At 45.8% G+C, this 15283-nt stretch carries 15 protein-coding genes and 1 pseudogene; 14 read left to right on the forward strand and 2 right to left on the reverse strand.

The annotated features are described in order from the left end of the window. Positions 1–235: 235 nt before the first annotated feature. The 7 genes from ACGE0T_RS08300 (at position 236) to ACGE0T_RS08330 (ending at position 6958) form a co-directional block, all read left to right on the forward strand. On the forward strand, positions 236–814 hold the full coding sequence (locus ACGE0T_RS08300; RefSeq protein ID WP_459190060.1) for an RNA polymerase sigma-70 factor: 579 nt from the start codon (positions 236–238) through the stop codon (positions 812–814). Positions 815–1183: 369 nt separating this feature from the next. Then, positions 1184–2407, forward strand: a complete 1224-nt coding sequence (locus tag ACGE0T_RS08305; RefSeq protein ID WP_005775881.1) for a site-specific integrase — start codon at positions 1184–1186, stop codon at positions 2405–2407. Continuing rightward, positions 2404–2793, forward strand: coding sequence for a hypothetical protein (locus tag ACGE0T_RS08310; RefSeq protein ID WP_004328110.1), 390 nt, complete (start codon positions 2404–2406; stop codon positions 2791–2793). The genes ACGE0T_RS08305 and ACGE0T_RS08310 overlap by 4 nt, the downstream gene beginning before the upstream one ends. A 277-nt stretch (positions 2794–3070) precedes the next feature. After that, positions 3071–4276 (forward strand): primase-helicase family protein, encoded by a 1206-nt coding sequence (locus ACGE0T_RS08315; RefSeq protein ID WP_004328112.1) that lies wholly within the window; start codon positions 3071–3073, stop codon positions 4274–4276. 257 nt (positions 4277–4533) lie between these two features. Then, the gene (locus tag ACGE0T_RS08320; protein WP_005775883.1) at positions 4534–5472 is read left to right on the forward strand and encodes a toprim domain-containing protein; all 939 of its coding nucleotides are present in this window, start codon (positions 4534–4536) and stop codon (positions 5470–5472) included. A gap of 176 nt (positions 5473–5648) precedes the next feature. Further along, a complete protein-coding gene (locus ACGE0T_RS08325) occupies positions 5649–6014 on the forward strand; it encodes a MobC family plasmid mobilization relaxosome protein (protein WP_004329306.1) in 366 nt (121 codons plus the stop codon). Beyond that, positions 6011–6958, forward strand: a complete 948-nt coding sequence (locus ACGE0T_RS08330; RefSeq protein WP_118161531.1) for a relaxase/mobilization nuclease domain-containing protein — start codon at positions 6011–6013, stop codon at positions 6956–6958. The genes ACGE0T_RS08325 and ACGE0T_RS08330 overlap by 4 nt, the downstream gene beginning before the upstream one ends. A 21-nt stretch (positions 6959–6979) precedes the next feature. On the opposite strand, the gene ACGE0T_RS08335 is transcribed toward ACGE0T_RS08330, so the two are convergent. Continuing rightward, positions 6980–7639, reverse strand: a complete 660-nt coding sequence (locus tag ACGE0T_RS08335; protein WP_004329304.1) for a helix-turn-helix domain-containing protein — start codon at positions 7637–7639, stop codon at positions 6980–6982. Positions 7640–7662: 23 nt separating this feature from the next. Here ACGE0T_RS08335 and ACGE0T_RS08340 point away from each other — a divergent pair, with 23 nt between their 5' ends. Beyond that, a complete protein-coding gene (locus ACGE0T_RS08340; protein ID WP_005775886.1) occupies positions 7663–7851 on the forward strand; it encodes a hypothetical protein in 189 nt (62 codons plus the stop codon). Between the two features lie 47 nt (positions 7852–7898). Here the strand turns inward: ACGE0T_RS08340 and ACGE0T_RS08345 are convergent, their stop codons facing one another. Beyond that, on the reverse strand, positions 7899–8798 hold the full coding sequence (locus ACGE0T_RS08345; protein ID WP_004329302.1) for a helix-turn-helix domain-containing protein: 900 nt from the start codon (positions 8796–8798) through the stop codon (positions 7899–7901). Positions 8799–8928: 130 nt separating this feature from the next. On the opposite strand from ACGE0T_RS08345, the gene ACGE0T_RS08350 reads away from it, so the two are divergent. The 6 genes and pseudogenes from ACGE0T_RS08350 (at position 8929) to ACGE0T_RS08375 (ending at position 15174) form a co-directional block, all read left to right on the forward strand. Further along, positions 8929–9705 carry an MBL fold metallo-hydrolase gene (locus ACGE0T_RS08350; RefSeq protein WP_004329300.1) on the forward strand — a complete coding sequence of 259 codons (777 nt, stop codon included), beginning with the start codon at positions 8929–8931 and terminating at the stop codon, positions 9703–9705. Beyond that, positions 9702–10370, forward strand: coding sequence for a radical SAM mobile pair protein A (locus ACGE0T_RS08355; protein ID WP_004329299.1), 669 nt, complete (start codon positions 9702–9704; stop codon positions 10368–10370). The genes ACGE0T_RS08350 and ACGE0T_RS08355 overlap by 4 nt, the downstream gene beginning before the upstream one ends. Next, positions 10367–11242 (forward strand): radical SAM mobile pair protein B, encoded by an 876-nt coding sequence (locus tag ACGE0T_RS08360; RefSeq protein ID WP_004329298.1) that lies wholly within the window; start codon positions 10367–10369, stop codon positions 11240–11242. Before ACGE0T_RS08355 ends, ACGE0T_RS08360 begins: the two co-directional genes overlap by 4 nt. Next, positions 11243–12604: pseudogene (locus ACGE0T_RS08365) on the forward strand (sensor histidine kinase); the annotation flags it as partial. It abuts the gene before it with no gap. Beyond that, positions 12597–13919 (forward strand): sigma-54-dependent transcriptional regulator, encoded by a 1323-nt coding sequence (locus tag ACGE0T_RS08370; RefSeq protein WP_005775887.1) that lies wholly within the window; start codon positions 12597–12599, stop codon positions 13917–13919. The pseudogene ACGE0T_RS08365 and the gene ACGE0T_RS08370, both read left to right, overlap by 8 nt. Positions 13920–14151: 232 nt before the next feature. Continuing rightward, positions 14152–15174: a FecR family protein gene (locus ACGE0T_RS08375; RefSeq protein ID WP_459190061.1), complete on the forward strand. Its 1023-nt coding sequence runs from the start codon at positions 14152–14154 to the stop codon at positions 15172–15174. Positions 15175–15283 lie beyond the last annotated feature (109 nt).

A 15283-nucleotide genomic window follows, 5' to 3' on the forward strand; every position in this document is an offset into this window, starting at 1 on the left:
AATTGTATAAATTATGTTTTTATTCGTTTAATACAACGGGCATTGTACTTGATAAATGTAGTTTTAAGCGGATGTGTATAAATCCGGAGACATCTATTCTATATATCTTAATATTTTTACAAGGATTACCGGCGGCTATACTGTTGGCAGGGATAGTTCTTCAAATGTGTTTTTTTGTTTTTTTATTTTACCGTTTAATAATTCTTTTACCTTTGTATGCGTAACTATATACGTTATGGATAAGGAATCACATCACATCTGTAATCTTAGAAGAGGAGATATCGTATCTTTCGAATATTTGTATAATTGTTGGAGTGGTAAGCTATACAACTTTGTAATGCGTATATCCCGGAATGATATTTATCTGGCTGAAGAAATCGTACAGTCGGTATTTATAAAGGTTTGGGAGAACAGGGAACAGATTGAGACAGATAAATCGTTTGGCGCTTACCTCTGTACTATCGCCAAAAATCAATTAGTAAATATCTATCAGCACCGGATGCTTGAATCTCTTTACCAAACAAAAATAAAAACATCCGAACCTGTAGAGAATACTACAGAAAAAGAAGTCGATTACCATTTACTGGAAGAATATATCGATTCTTTAATAGAGCAATTACCTCCTGCCCGAAGGGAAATATTTATACTGAGCCGTAGAAAGTTATTGACAAACAAAGAAATAGCAGCAAAACTCAATCTTTCTGAAAATACAGTAGAGTCACAATTAACTAAAGCAACCGCTTTTCTTCGTAGCAAGATAGATCGTCACTATGGTTTATCTATCCCTTTACTTCTTTCTTTGCTGATTAATTAACTAATAAAAGTTAAAATATCAAATATGGGTAATGGATTTTATTTCGTTGCCTGTATACCTAATAGATACAATAAAATGGGAAAGATAGATTACATACAATTATACGAAAAATCTCTGGAAAAGACGAATAAAAAGGGACAAATGTCTTCGTAATGCCTGTCAATAAGGCGTTTGCGAAGACAAATGAGGACAGGCGAAAAATCGAGGTAACGTAAAGGAAAGCGGATTTATGAAGAAGAACGGTCTCCAAATCATTACCCGCCGAATGGTGATTTTTAACACACCGTGTTGTATTTGGCAGCTTGTGGCACAGGTTGGCATATCAAGGTCTAACTCGTTGAGTAATAACTTTGCAAACAAAAAACGAGTATGGCAAGAAGCACATTCAAGGTTCTGTTCTACGTGAACGGCAGCAAGGAGAAAAACGGTATTGTCCCCATCATGGGACGAGTGACAATCAACGGGACTGTGGCGCAGTTCAGTTGTAAGCAGAACATCCCGAAAACGCTTTGGGACGTGAAAGGAAACAAGGCGAAAGGCAAGAGCCGCGAGGCACGAGACATCAACCTTGCCCTTGACAACATCAAGGCGCAAATCATCAAACATTACCAGCGCATTTCAGACCGCGAGGCATTTGTTACGGCTGAGATGGTGCGCAACGCCTATCAGGGAATCGGCAGCGAGTATGAGACGCTGCTAAAAGCATTCGACCGTGAGAACGAAGTGTTCAAGAAACGGGTAGGCAAAGACAGGGTAATGGCTACCTATCGGGCACGTGTACGGGCAAGAAACCATGTAGCCGCCTTTATCAAGTCGTTTTACAGACGCAGCGATATGTCCATGTTGGAACTTACTCCCGATTTCATCAAGGAGTTCGCCGCATACCTCTCGACTGAAGCCGGATTGCGGAACGGTTCGATATGGGCAAACTGTATGTGGCTGAAAGGCGTGGTCATGAAAGCGCATTATAACGGGTTGATACCGCGCAATCCTTTCATCCAGTTTCATATCAGCCCCAATGTGAAAGAACGGGAATATCTGACGGAGGATGAACTGAAAGCGGTCATGACACATGAGTTTGCAGACAGCAAGCTCGCATACATCCGTGACATTTTCATCTTTGCCAGTTTCACCGCCTTGTCATTCGTGGACATTCAGGAACTGACGAATGACAACATCGTGGAGGTGAACGGCGAGAAGTGGATATTGTCCAAACGCCACAAGACAAAAGTCGCCTTCCAAGTGAAGCTGCTGGATATACCCTTGCAGATAGTCGAACGCTACCGACCGATGCAGAAAGACAATCGTATATTCCCCGGCTTGAACTATTGGTCTATCTGCAAACCGTTGAAACGGATGATAAGGGAATGTGGCATAACCAAGTCAATATCATTTCATTGCAGTCGTCATGGCTTCGCAACATTAGCTTTGAGCAAGGGGATGCCCATTGAAAGCGTAAGCCGTGTGTTGGGACATACGAATATAGTCACGACCCAACTCTACGCAAAGATAACCACGCAGAAGCTCGACAACGACCTGACCATGTTCGGCGACAAACTGAGTAAGACGTTTAACGGAATAACGATGTCATGAGTATGAGAAGAAACAGCATAACAGTGAATGAATCCGGCAATATCATCATGCCGGAGAATGTCTCAAACATTTGGATGAGCGAGCCGGAATTGGTGGAACTGTTCGGAGTAATTGCTCCGACACTTCGTTCTGCCATCAGAAACATCTATAACAGTGGAGCATTAAAAGAATACGAGGTACAGAAGTATGTTCGGCAGGAGAACGGGTATCATGCCGATGTGTTCAGCTTTCCGATGATAGTCGCACTTGCTTTCCGCATTGACAGCTTCGGTGCGGAACAGGTGCGCAATGCCATATTTAAAAGGCTGTACTTGCGAAAAGAGAAAACAAATATCTTCTTTTCGCTGGGTATAAATGGTTGGGATATGTCTAATTATCAGGCATAAGTTCTAATGATATGACGACATGAAGTAGTGAGACCTATGCGTATTCCCATTGCCAACAATGTATTTATACGAGTATGTGAATAGGTGTATTGCCATTCATACGTACGATTACGACAAACCCGAAGAAAAATCCATTAGAATGGCATTTCTTCGGGCTTTTGTTGTATGTCATAAAGCCAAATCCAAGAAAATCTTACGTGAGGTATGCGTGAGTTGTTAATCCGTTCTGCGCTAATTGCCGAGTTTTGCACTGATTAAACAAAAAAATGAAGTGCTAATGAAACAAGGCAACTTTGAAAATGAGGAGTTTATCCGTGTGGGTACTACCCTCTACAAGTTAGTGAACCAGCCCCGTCTGAACGGAGGCTATGTGAAGAAGCGCATCGTGTGGAACAACGAAACACTGCGGCAGGACTACGGCAAGGACTATCTCGCCACCGTGCCGAAGTACGACGGCTTCTGCACCGTCCCCGACCATGTGGACTACCGTCCCGTGGTGGACAAGTTCCTGAACCTCTACGAGCCGATAGGACACCGTCCGCAACAAGGCGAGTTTCCCTGTATCCGGTCATTGGTGCGCCATATCTTCGGTGAACAGTATGAATTGGGCATGGACTATCTTCAATTGCTCTACCTGCAACCCGTGCAGAAACTGCCTATCCTGCTGTTGGTATCAGAAGAACGCAACACGGGCAAGAGTACATTCCTGAACTTCCTGAAAGCTGTGTTTCAAAACAATGTCACTTTCAATACCAACGAGGACTTCCGCAGCCAGTTCAATTCCGACTGGGCAGGAAAACTGCTCATCGTGGTGGACGAGGTATTGCTCAACCGCAGGGAGGACAGCGAGCGGTTGAAGAACCTCAGCACCACACTTTCCTACAAGGTGGAAGCCAAAGGCAAAGACCGTGACGAGATAGCGTTCTTTGCCAAGTTCGTGCTATGCTCCAACAACGAGTATCTGCCTGTTATCATTGATGCAGGTGAAACACGCTATTGGGTGCGCAAGATAGACCGTCTGCAATCCGATGACACAGACTTCCTGCAAAAGCTGAAAGCTGAGATACCTGCCTTTCTGTATTACCTGCAATACAGACAACTTTCCACCGAAAAGGAAAGCCGTATGTGGTTTGCGCCCTCTTTGCTGCATACCGAAGCCTTGCAGAAGATTATCCGCAGCAACCGCAACCGATTGGAGATAGAGATGTGCGAACTTATCCTTGACATTATGGAAAGTGTCGGCACGGACACATTCTCGTTCTGCCACAACGACATTCTTCTTTTGCTGGTACATTCGCAGGTAAAGGTGGAGAAGCACCAAGTCAGAAAGGTATTGCAGGAATGTTGGAAACTTACTCCTGCCTCTAACGGGCTTACATATACCACTTACCAATTCAATTACAATCGGGAGTGCCGATATGAGCCGATAAAAAGAGTCGGTCGTTTCTACACCGTCACAAGGGAACAACTTGAATCCCTGTAATACTATTCTTTTTTTGTTGAATTGATGAATAATGATATAACCATACTGATAATAAACAGCATACACTCTCAACAAATTCTCAACAATCGAAAAGAAAAGTTGAGAGGGAAACAGCATCAGTTTGTTGGATTCTCTATTTGTGAGTGGTTTGTTGAGAAGATGTTGAGAATATAAAGCATTAACGTATAGGACAATACATATCTCATTCATCAAATCAACGTTTTTACAGTCATCATCAAATCCATAGAAATTATATCATGAACATCCAAGAAGCAAAACAAATCAAAATTGCGGACTATCTGCAAAGTTTGGGTTATTCGCCCGTAAAGCAACAGGGAAACTGCCTGTGGTATAAATCCCCGTTCCGTCAGGAAACGGAAGCCTCGTTCAAGGTGAACACCGACCGCAACCTGTGGTTCGATTATGGACTGGGAAGAGGTGGTAACATCATCGCACTTGCAGGGGTACTGTACGCATCCGACCATGTGCCTTATCTGCTTGGCAAGATAGCGGAACAGGCACCACACATCCGTCCCATATCTTTCTCTTTTCGCCAGCAGGCATCCGAACCGAGTTTCCAACATTTGGAGGTGGGCGAACTCACCCATCCGGCATTGCTCCGATACTTGCAGGAACGGGGCATAAACATCGCTTTGGCAAAGGCGCAATGTAAAGAGCTCCACTTCACCCATAACGGCAAGCCCTATTTCGCCATCGGTTTTCCGAATGTGGCGGGAGGATTTGAAGTGCGTAACCGTTTTTTCAAAGGCTGTGTCGCACCCAAAGACATCAGCCATATTCGGCAACAGGGAGAAGCGAGAGAGAAATGCCTTGTATTCGAGGGCATGATGGACTATCTTTCATTCCTCACGTTGCGGAAGAGGAACTGCTCGAACTTGCCCGACCTTGACAGGCAGGATTACGTCATCCTCAATTCGACCGCCAATGTTTCCAAAGCTATAGATGTGCTGCACGGGTATGGACGTATCCACTGCATGCTCGACAATGACGAGGCGGGAAGAAAGGCGTATCGGGAATTGGAAAGGAAGTTCGCCGGACGCATCCGCGACTTCTCCGACAACTACAAAGGGCATAAAGACCTGAACGATTACCTGCGTGGAATCCGGCAGAAATTAGCCGTTAGTCCACCGCCAAGAACTATCGTAAAACCCAAGAAGAAAGGGTTGGGATTATGACATCCCGAATGAGAAAAACGGGAGATGCCCGAAACTCATTCCTTAAGGATTGGGAGGTAGCAAGTTTGTGTTTCGGGTGTACCGAAACCGCTTGCCACCCACCATCCAAATTGCAGGAGGTGGCATCCCGTCGGTCTATACAGTTGAATCAGTAACCGAATTAAAAGGAATAAAATATGGAACAGACAAAGGAACACAAGGAACGCAACAAGGGAGGTCGCCCCAAGAAGGAAGCAACCGAGAAACTGAAATACCGTATCGCAGTGAAAATGACGGCAGCCGACTACTTCCGCCTGCTGACACGATCGCATGAGGCGGGCGTATCACCAAGCGAGTACATGAGGGAATGTTTCCGTAACGGTCATGTGAAAGAACGGCTGTCGGAGGAACATGCCGGATACATCCGCCAACTCTGCGGCATGGCTAACAATCTCAACCAGCTTGCGCGTAAGGCAAACGCCGGAGGCTTCCACGATGAACGGTGGGACTGCAAGGTGGCAGTGGCAAGGATTCATGAACTTATAACCAAGATAGGGATATGATGGCGAAAATCGTAAAAGGAAGCGACTTCAAGGGTGCGGTGGATTACATCATCGACAAGAAGAAGGATACGCAGATAGTAGCAAGCGAAGGCTTGTTTATGGAAAATCTGGAAACTATCGCCATGAGTTTCAATGCCCAGTCACGGATGAACGATAAGGTGACAAAACCTGTCGGACATATCGCGTTGAGTTTTTCCAAAGAGGATGAGTTACGGCTGACGAACCGTATCATGGCAGGCATCGCGCTTGAATATATGGAACGGATGGGAATCAAGAATACGCAGTTCTTCATCGCCCAGCATTTCGACAAGGAGCATCCGCACGTGCATATTGCTTTCAACCGCATAGACAACAACGGCAATACCATATCGGACAGGCACGAGCGTCTGCGCAGTACCCGCATCTGCAAGGAATTGACCTTGAAATACGGCTTGCATATGGCTGGCGGAAAGGACAATGTCAAACGCAACCGCCTGAAAGAGCCAGACAGGACGAAATATGCGCTTTACGACATCATCAAAATGGAAGTCGGCAGATGCGGCAACTGGAACGTGCTTATCGCCAACCTGAAACGGCAGGGAGTGGAAGTACATTTCAAGCATAAGGGGCAGACCAGCGAGGTGCAGGGTGTTGTATTCTCCATGAATGGCTACCATTTCAACGGCTCCAAAGTGGACAGGCGTTTCAGTTATTCCAAGATTGACACGGCTTTGCAGCACAACAGATGCAGGGAACGTATGGGAATAACAGCCGGAATATATGAAACGGCTACACCAAGCGCACCGTCCGGCACGGCACAAAGCGAGTTGTTCAACGGCTCTTGGGGATTGCTAAAAAGCAGTGGCTCATCTTATAACGCTGCTGATGCGGAAGCCAATCAGGAAATGGTGGATATACTTCGCAGAAGGAAGAAAGTTAAGCGCAAGAGAGGTGTTGGGTTCTAATATTCTGTACTAATCCAATTCTCACGACACTTGCGCTCTATATTCATTCGGAGTGTAACCTACCTCTTTCTTGAACAGTCGGGTAAAATGTTGCGGGTACTGAAAACCGAGATTATAGGCGATTTCATTAACGGTGTCGTCTGTAGATGCAAGTTCCGTCTTGGCTATTTCAATAGACTTGTCATGAATGAAATGCAGGGCGGTTGAACCTGTTTCTTTTTTCAATAAATCACTGAAATAGTTGGGCGAGAGGCAGAGCTTGTCTGCACAATACTGTACAGTGGGCAAGCCTATCCGTTTAGCAGCCCCATCATGGAAGTATTCGTCAAGCAACCGCTCAAATCTTGCGAGGATGTCTCGGTTTTGGTTGTCGCGTGTGATGAACTGGCGGTCATAGAAACGTGTGCAGTAATCAAGGAACGTCTTGATGCTGTCTGTGATGAGGTTCTTGCTGTGACGGTGTATCGGATGGTTCAATTCATATTGAATCTTGTGGAAGCAATCCATGATGATTTGCCGTTCTTCCACACTAAGGTGCAATGCCTCGTTTGTCTCGTAGGAAAAGAACGAATATTCACGCATTATCCGCCCGAGAGGTGTATTCCGCAGCAGGTCGGGATGGAACATAAGCAGGTAGCCATCTGGTTGGAACTGCATGCCGTCATCTTCCGCACCGAACACCTGTCCGGGCGCGATAAATATCAGTGTGCATAATTATTCCTAAGTCTGTGAAACCGGAACGCATGAAGCAGAATCTCGACATATTAGACTTCACCCTGTCGGCCGACGACATGGCACGGATAAAGACGCTGGATACCGACAAGCCTTTCTTACTCGGCTCGCACGAAGATCCAGAAATCGTAAAATGGTTCATGCAGTACAAAAACGCCTGAACATCAACAACCATATTTCGATAGCCGCTATCGACTATATTAAGAAGTTATTCGTATATGCCTTTATTGTAATCCGTCATGTACTGAGTAAATGTTTTGCCTGTTTGCTGTTTGAAGAAGCGCATGAGATGGCTCGGATCAGAGAAATTGAAATCATCCGCCATTTCACTGACAGTGCGGTTGGAGAATAGCAATTCGTTCTTCAGTTCCTCAAGCAGACGTTGTTTTATCAAATGGGTAGCTGATACTCCGAATTGGGCTTTTACTGAGTTATTGAGTGTGATGCGACTGACATGAAGCATGTCTGCATATTCCTGCACCCGCTGGTGGGTGCGGATATTCTGTTCCAACAAGTCCTTGAACCGAAAAGCGAAATTGTTTTTAGCAATTTCAGCGGGCAAGCAATAGGCGGCAGCGTATGTACGATTGATAATCAGCAAAAGATAATATAGTAAGGAAACAATGATATTGTACGTATCGGACACTGGATTCATCAGCTCATACTTAATCTTTCCGAGCAGCCGCATATATTCCTTCATTTCGTCATGTGTGGCATTGATGTAAGGCGGCGTATCTGTCTGGTAACAATACAAAAGGCGAAAAACGAAGAACTTGTCGGCGATAAAAGTACGCATGAAATCTTCGCGGAATATAAGGAACGTGTAATCCAACGCCGTCTCATCTACATGCCACTCTTGTTGCTGATGGGGTGAAAGCAGGAGAACCATGCCGTCGCGCAGTTCAATCTTGCGGAAGTTCAGTAGCAAATATCCGTTTGCCTTACGGAAAAAGTAGAAGCTGAAGAAGTCTGTCTTAAACCGCTTGTTTTCTGTCAGCACAAGTCCGATGTCCTTGTTTATGGCAGTATTGATGTAAAAATCCACGCCGCAGCGTGTCTTGTTGAACGGTACGCTGACCAGTCGATCAGGGTTGATTATCTCGTCCATATCCTTGTCGTTTTTGCAAAGATAATAATTTCATTTATCAAAATGGCATAATTACCGTTTTTTCAGGCATAGATGTTTCGCCGGATTCTTCCGAACTTTGCACCCGTAATCAATAACAAGACATATAGTCATGAAAAAGACATCTACAGTACAATTGGTGCGCAATGCCACCTTGAAAATCAGGTATGCGGGACACACCATGCTAATTGACCCCGTTTTAGCCGACAAAGGCACTTTGATATCGGCCCTCGGTGTGAATAAAACACCGAGGGTACACCTCACCATTCCTATTCAGGATATTATCGGAGGCGTGGACATGGTGCTCCTGACCCACAATCACATCGACCATTACGAGCCGAGTGTCCCCACACATTTGCCCAAAGAAATTCCTTTCTACGTTCAGCCCCAGGACGCGGACGCCATCAGAAACGACGGATTTACAAATGTGATACCCATCGAAGAAATAAAAACAATAGACGGCATATCCATTTACCGCACGACCGGACATCATGGTTTCGGGCAGATCGGGCAGATGATGGGACCTGTATCAGGTTATGTGCTAAAAGCCGAGGGCTTCCCGACCGTTTATATAATGGGTGACTGCCGATGGGAAGCATGTATCCGAGACACCGTGGAACGGTTCAATCCTGACTATATCGTGGTAAACTCCGGAGGTGCAATCTTTCCCGAATTTTCCAAAACGGACGGTCCTATCATCCCCGACGAGAACGAAGTGATGCAGATACTTGACGAATTGCCTTCGCATATCAAGCTGATAGCCGTACACATGGATGCCATCGACCATTGCCAGACCACCCGTGCAATTCTGCGCAATGAGGCAACGCATCACGAAGCCGACATGAGCCGGCTGATTATCCCGGAGGACGGAGAAACAGTTGTGTTATGAGTGTCTGCATTAAATCCCTGATAAAAAACATGAACATAGTGGTAGGGTGCACTATAGGATGCCCTTACTGCTATGCCCGTAACAACTGCCGCCGTTTCCACATTACCGACGACTTTTCCGTGCCTGAATACATGGAACGAAAACTGCGCATCATCGATACGTCCCGTCCTCATGTGTGGCTCATGACAGGAATGAGCGATTTCTCCGATTGGAAGCCTGAATGGAACGCAGAAATTTTCGAGCGGATCAGCAGCAATCCCCAGCACGCCTATATCTTTCTGACGAAGCGCCCTGACAAAATCAGTTTCTCCTCTGACGACGAGAACGTATGGATGGGCGTGACCGTCACGCGCAGTTCCGAGAAAAGGAGGATTGATGATTTGAAAAAGAATATCAAAGCACGACACTACCATGTCACGTTTGAACCTCTCTTCGATGATATCGGCGAGATTGATTTCGAGGGAATTGACTGGATTGTCATAGGCACAGAGACCGGAAACCGAAAAGGAAAGTCATATTCGCGCCCCGAATGGGTGCTTAGCATTGCAGAACAGGCAAAGGCTCATGGCATACCGGTGTTCATGAAAGAGGATTTGCTGCCGATTATGGGCGACGAAAGAATGATTCAGGAATTGCCGGAACAATTTACCAGACGAATACAATGAATATGGATACAATAAAGGAAATAGATGTAAAGAGTGTAATGACCAAATCCTCTCTGCCGGTGGGAGGATATTCGGTCAACCCTTATGTAGGGTGTCCCCACGCCTGCAGGTATTGCTACGCATCGTTCATGAAACGGTTCACCGGGCACACCGAGCCGTGGGGTACGTTTTTAGATGTAAAAAACTGGAAGCCGATAACGAATCCTCATAAATACGACGGTGAACGTGTTGTAATAGGGTCTGTGACGGACGGTTACAATCCGTATGAAGAAGAATTCCACCGTACCCGAAGGCTGCTCGAAGAGCTGCGAGGAAGCGATGCCGAGATTATGATATGCACAAAGTCCGATCTTGTCCTTCGCGATCTCGACCTGTTGAAGAGTTTTCCCAAAGTGACTGTGTCATGGTCTGTCAATACGCTCGACGAGCAGTTCTGCGCAGATATGGACAACGCCGTAAGCATTGAACGCCGTCTGAAAGCGATGCGTCAGACATACGAGGCAGGTATCCGCACCGTATGCTTCGTCTCGCCCATATTCCCCAGAATAACAGACGTAAAGGCAATAATAGAGGAGGTAAAAGATTATGCTGATTTAATCTGGCTTGAAAACCTGAATTTACGCGGGCAGTTCAAAGGCGGGATAATGACGTATATCCGTGAGAAGTATCCTGACCTCATACCGCTTTACGAGGAAATTTACAATAAAAAAAGGCTTGAATACTGGCAGGCATTGGAGCAGGACATTTCAAATTACGCCAAGGAGCAGGGCTTCCCGTATCGTATAAACGATCTGCCATACGGACGCTCGGAAAAAGGCAAACCTGTCATCGTAAACTACTTCTACCACGAAAAAATACGATTGACAAAATGAGGCTATGCCGGACTGATGCAGAAAAGTTGTAGCGCGGATAAAAGCACCATGTATGTGGATAATATCCGGCAATCTTCCGAGCGTATGCGGGAGATGCTCAACACGCTGCTGGATTTCTTCCGTCTGGACAACGGCAAGGAGCAACCCAACCTTTCCCCTTGCAGGATTTCCGCAATCACGCATATTCTTGAAACGGAGTTCATGCCCATTGCCATGAACAAGGGGCTGACTTTGATAGTGGAGAGCCACACCGATGCGGTGGTTTTGACCGACAAGGAACGTATCCTGCAAATCGGCAACAACTTGTTGTCAAACGCCATCAAGTTCACGGATAACGGTAGTGTATCATTGGCAGCGGATTATGATAACGGTTTGCTGAAACTTATCGTTGAAGATACCGGTACGGGCATGACCGAAGATGAGCAACAACGAGTATTCGGTGCATTTGAACGTCTTTCAAATGCCGCCGCAAAAGACGGCTTCGGATTAGGATTGTCCATCGTGCAGCGTATTGTGGCGATGCTCGGTGGAACTATACGCTTGGAAAGCGAGAAAGGCAAAGGGAGCCGCTTCACGGTGGAAATTCCCATGCAGACAGCCGAGGAACTGCCGGAACAGACAATTCAAGCGCAAATGCGCCATAATCATATCTGCCATGATGTGATTGCCATCGACAATGACGAGGTACTTCTCCTTATGTTGAAAGAAATGTATGCCCATGAAGGGATGCACTGCGATACCTGTACCAATGTTTCGGTACTGATGGAGCTGATACGAAAAAAGGAATACAGCCTGCTTCTGACGGATCTGAATATGCCTGAGATAAGCGGTTTTGAACTGCTGGAACTGTTGCGCTCATCCAATGTAGGCAACTCGAAGAGTATTCCCATAGTCGTGACAACCGCTTCGGGCAGTTGCAGCAAGGAGGAACTTATAGGGCGTGGATTTGCCGGATGCCTGTTCAAGCCGTTCTCCATATCCGAACTGATGGAGATTACGGATAAATGCGCATTAAGCAGCATATTGGATGAAAAGCCGGATTTTTCCACTCTGCTATCTTATGGCAATGAATCCGTCATGCTGGACAAACTGATAGCGGAAACCGAAAAGGAAATGCAGGCGGTCAAGGATGCAGAACAGCGTAAAGACCTCCAAGAACTGGACACACTTACACACCATCTGCGAAGTTCATGGCAGATTCTCCGTGCCGACCAGCCATTGAGGGAACTTTACGCCCAACTTCATGGAAGTGCCACTCCAGATGACGAAGCGATATGCAAAGCGGTGACCGGCTGTGCTGGATAAAGGTGCTGAAATTATCCGGCAGGCAAAAGAAGAAAGGAAAAATACGAAAATGGATAAAACAAGAATCATCGTGGTGGAGGACAATATCGTGTATTGCGAGTTTGTCTGCAACCTGCTGGCACGGGAAGGATTCCGTACCGTGCAGGCTTACCACCTCTCGACCGCGAAGAAACTTCTGCAACAAGCCTCAGACGGGGACATCGTGGTTTCTGACCTACGACTACCCGACGGTGACGGCATCGACCTATTACGATGGATGCGCAAGGAAGGCATGACACAACCGTTAATCATCATGACCAACTATGCCGAAGTGCATACGGCAGTCGAAAGTATGAAACTCGGCTCGCTGGACTATATCCCCAAGCAGCTTGTGGAGGATAAACTTATGCCTCTGCTTCATACCATCCTGAAAGAACGGAGTATCGGACGAAATCGTATGCCCGTTTTTGCCCGTGACAGTTCCGCCTTTCAGAAAATCATGCAACAGATAAGATTAGTTGCCCCTACTGATATGAGCGTGCTGATATTCGGAGAGAACGGCACGGGCAAGGAGCATATCGCCCACCATCTGCATGATAAGAGCAAAAGGGCAGGGAAACCGTTTGTGCCTGTGGACTGCGGTTCACTCTCCAAAGACCTTGCGCCCTCGGCATTCTTCGGACATGTCAAAGGCGCGTTTACGGGTGCGGACAGCACAAAGAAAGGATACTTCAATGAGGCAGAGGGTGGCACATTGTTCTTGGATGAGGTAGGCAATCTCGCATTGGAAACCCAGCAGATGTTACTCCGTGCCATACAGGAACGGAGATACCGCCCTATAGGTGACAAGACGGACAAGAGCTTCAATGTCCGCATCATCGCCGCCACCAACGAGGATCTGGAGAAAGCGGTCATTGAAAAACGTTTCCGACAGGATTTGCTGTACCGTTTGCACGACTTCGAGATAACTGTTCCGCCCTTGCGTGACTGTCAGGAGGACATCATGCCGTTGGCGGAGTTCTTCCGTGAGATTGCCAACAATGAATTGGAATGTAGCGTGACTGGGTTCGATGCGGAAGCCCGTAAGACATTGCTGACCCATCCGTGGCCGGGTAATGTCCGTGAGCTTCGGCAGAAGATAATGGGCGCGGTGTTGCAGGCACAGACGGGAGTTGTCATGAAAGAGCATCTGGAACTTGCCGTAACGAAACCGACCTCACCTGTCAGCTTCGCCTTGCGAAACGATGCGGAGGACAAGGAACGCATCTTACGCGCGTTGAAGCAGGCAAACGGAAACCGCAAGGTTGCCGCCGAATTGCTCGGAATCGGACGTACAACGCTGTATAGCAAGTTGGAAGAGTATGGATTAAAGTATAAATTTCAGCAATCATAGCCCGCAACTTGCCGAAAATAGAAGTAACGGTTAAACCGGATTATTCAGCGAAGATAAAAAACGTCCTGTGATAAAAATCATGGGACATTTTGATGTGTATCCGATTTTTATTGCTACTTTTGTACCAAGACGAGAGACATTGACAGCAACTCACAGCAGAACGTAGAAATAGACAGGGTTGCCAAATCATTACCTCATTTTTACCTTATCCTCAGAACTGCTTGCTAATAAAGTGGTTATAAAAATCTTCCAGAATTTCGATAAGTTCTTGCAGAAGCAGGCTTCTCCCGAAGAAGTACAGATGCTTATCCTGTGGCTGAAAAATGAAGGTGAATTTCAGGATTGGGCTGATGAGCAGTGGAATGCTGTTTCATTCGATATAGATACGGATTTACAACAAAAGTTATTTGGCCGGATAAAAGAAAAGATAGACCGGAAGAACAATACACAGGCATTTACAAAACAGGGTAAATCCCATAAGATTTATTTATGGACGGCACGTGTGGCTTCAATTGTAATACTTCTGTTGTTGACGGGTTTGTCTACCTACTATTATGCAATGAATTTGCAGGACATGGAAGATATGATTGTTCTGGTAGAGAGAGGACAAAAGGCGAATGTTATACTTCCTGACGGTTCTAAAGTTTGGGTAAACTCGGACTCTAAATTATCATATGGCAACCGGTTCAACCGTCATGAAAGAGTTTTATCTCTGGAAGGAGAAGCCTATTTCGAGGTTACGCCTGATAAAGAACGTCCGTTTATTGTAGAGACTAAAGACATAGCAGTTCGTGCATTGGGTACCAGTTTTAATGTAAAAGCCTATGCAGAAGAAAAAGATGTATCGACTGTATTAAGAACCGGAAAAGTGGAGGTGACATCTGGGGATGATAGTTTAATTTTAAGTCCGAACGAAAAGATTGTTTTTAATAAACAAACTGGCCGTATGGAAAAAAGCACAGTCGATGATGCAGTCGATTACATCAACTGGAAATATAATGAACTGACTTTTAATGGGGAAACTTTTGAAAATATCGTTCATACGCTGGAACGTAATTATAACACACGGATTGTATTCGAATCCGAGTCACTGAAAAAGTATCGTTTTACCGGAACTCCGGGCAATACGAGTCTGGAAAGTATTTTGCAAATATTATCCCTGACTTCGCCATTATCGTATGAGGTGCGTGACAGCGTGATTGTCTTGCGGGAAAATATGAGCCAAAAGGCTTATTATGAGAGAGCGTTAAAATAATATGGTTTGTCTAACATTTAAAATACAGAGCATGGAAGATACAGGATAAAGTAAAAAAGGGATAGTGACAGACACCATCCCCTAATTCGTGATTTATAAACAGCACTTC

This window comes from Parabacteroides sp. APC149_11_2_Y6 (genome assembly GCF_054506995.1).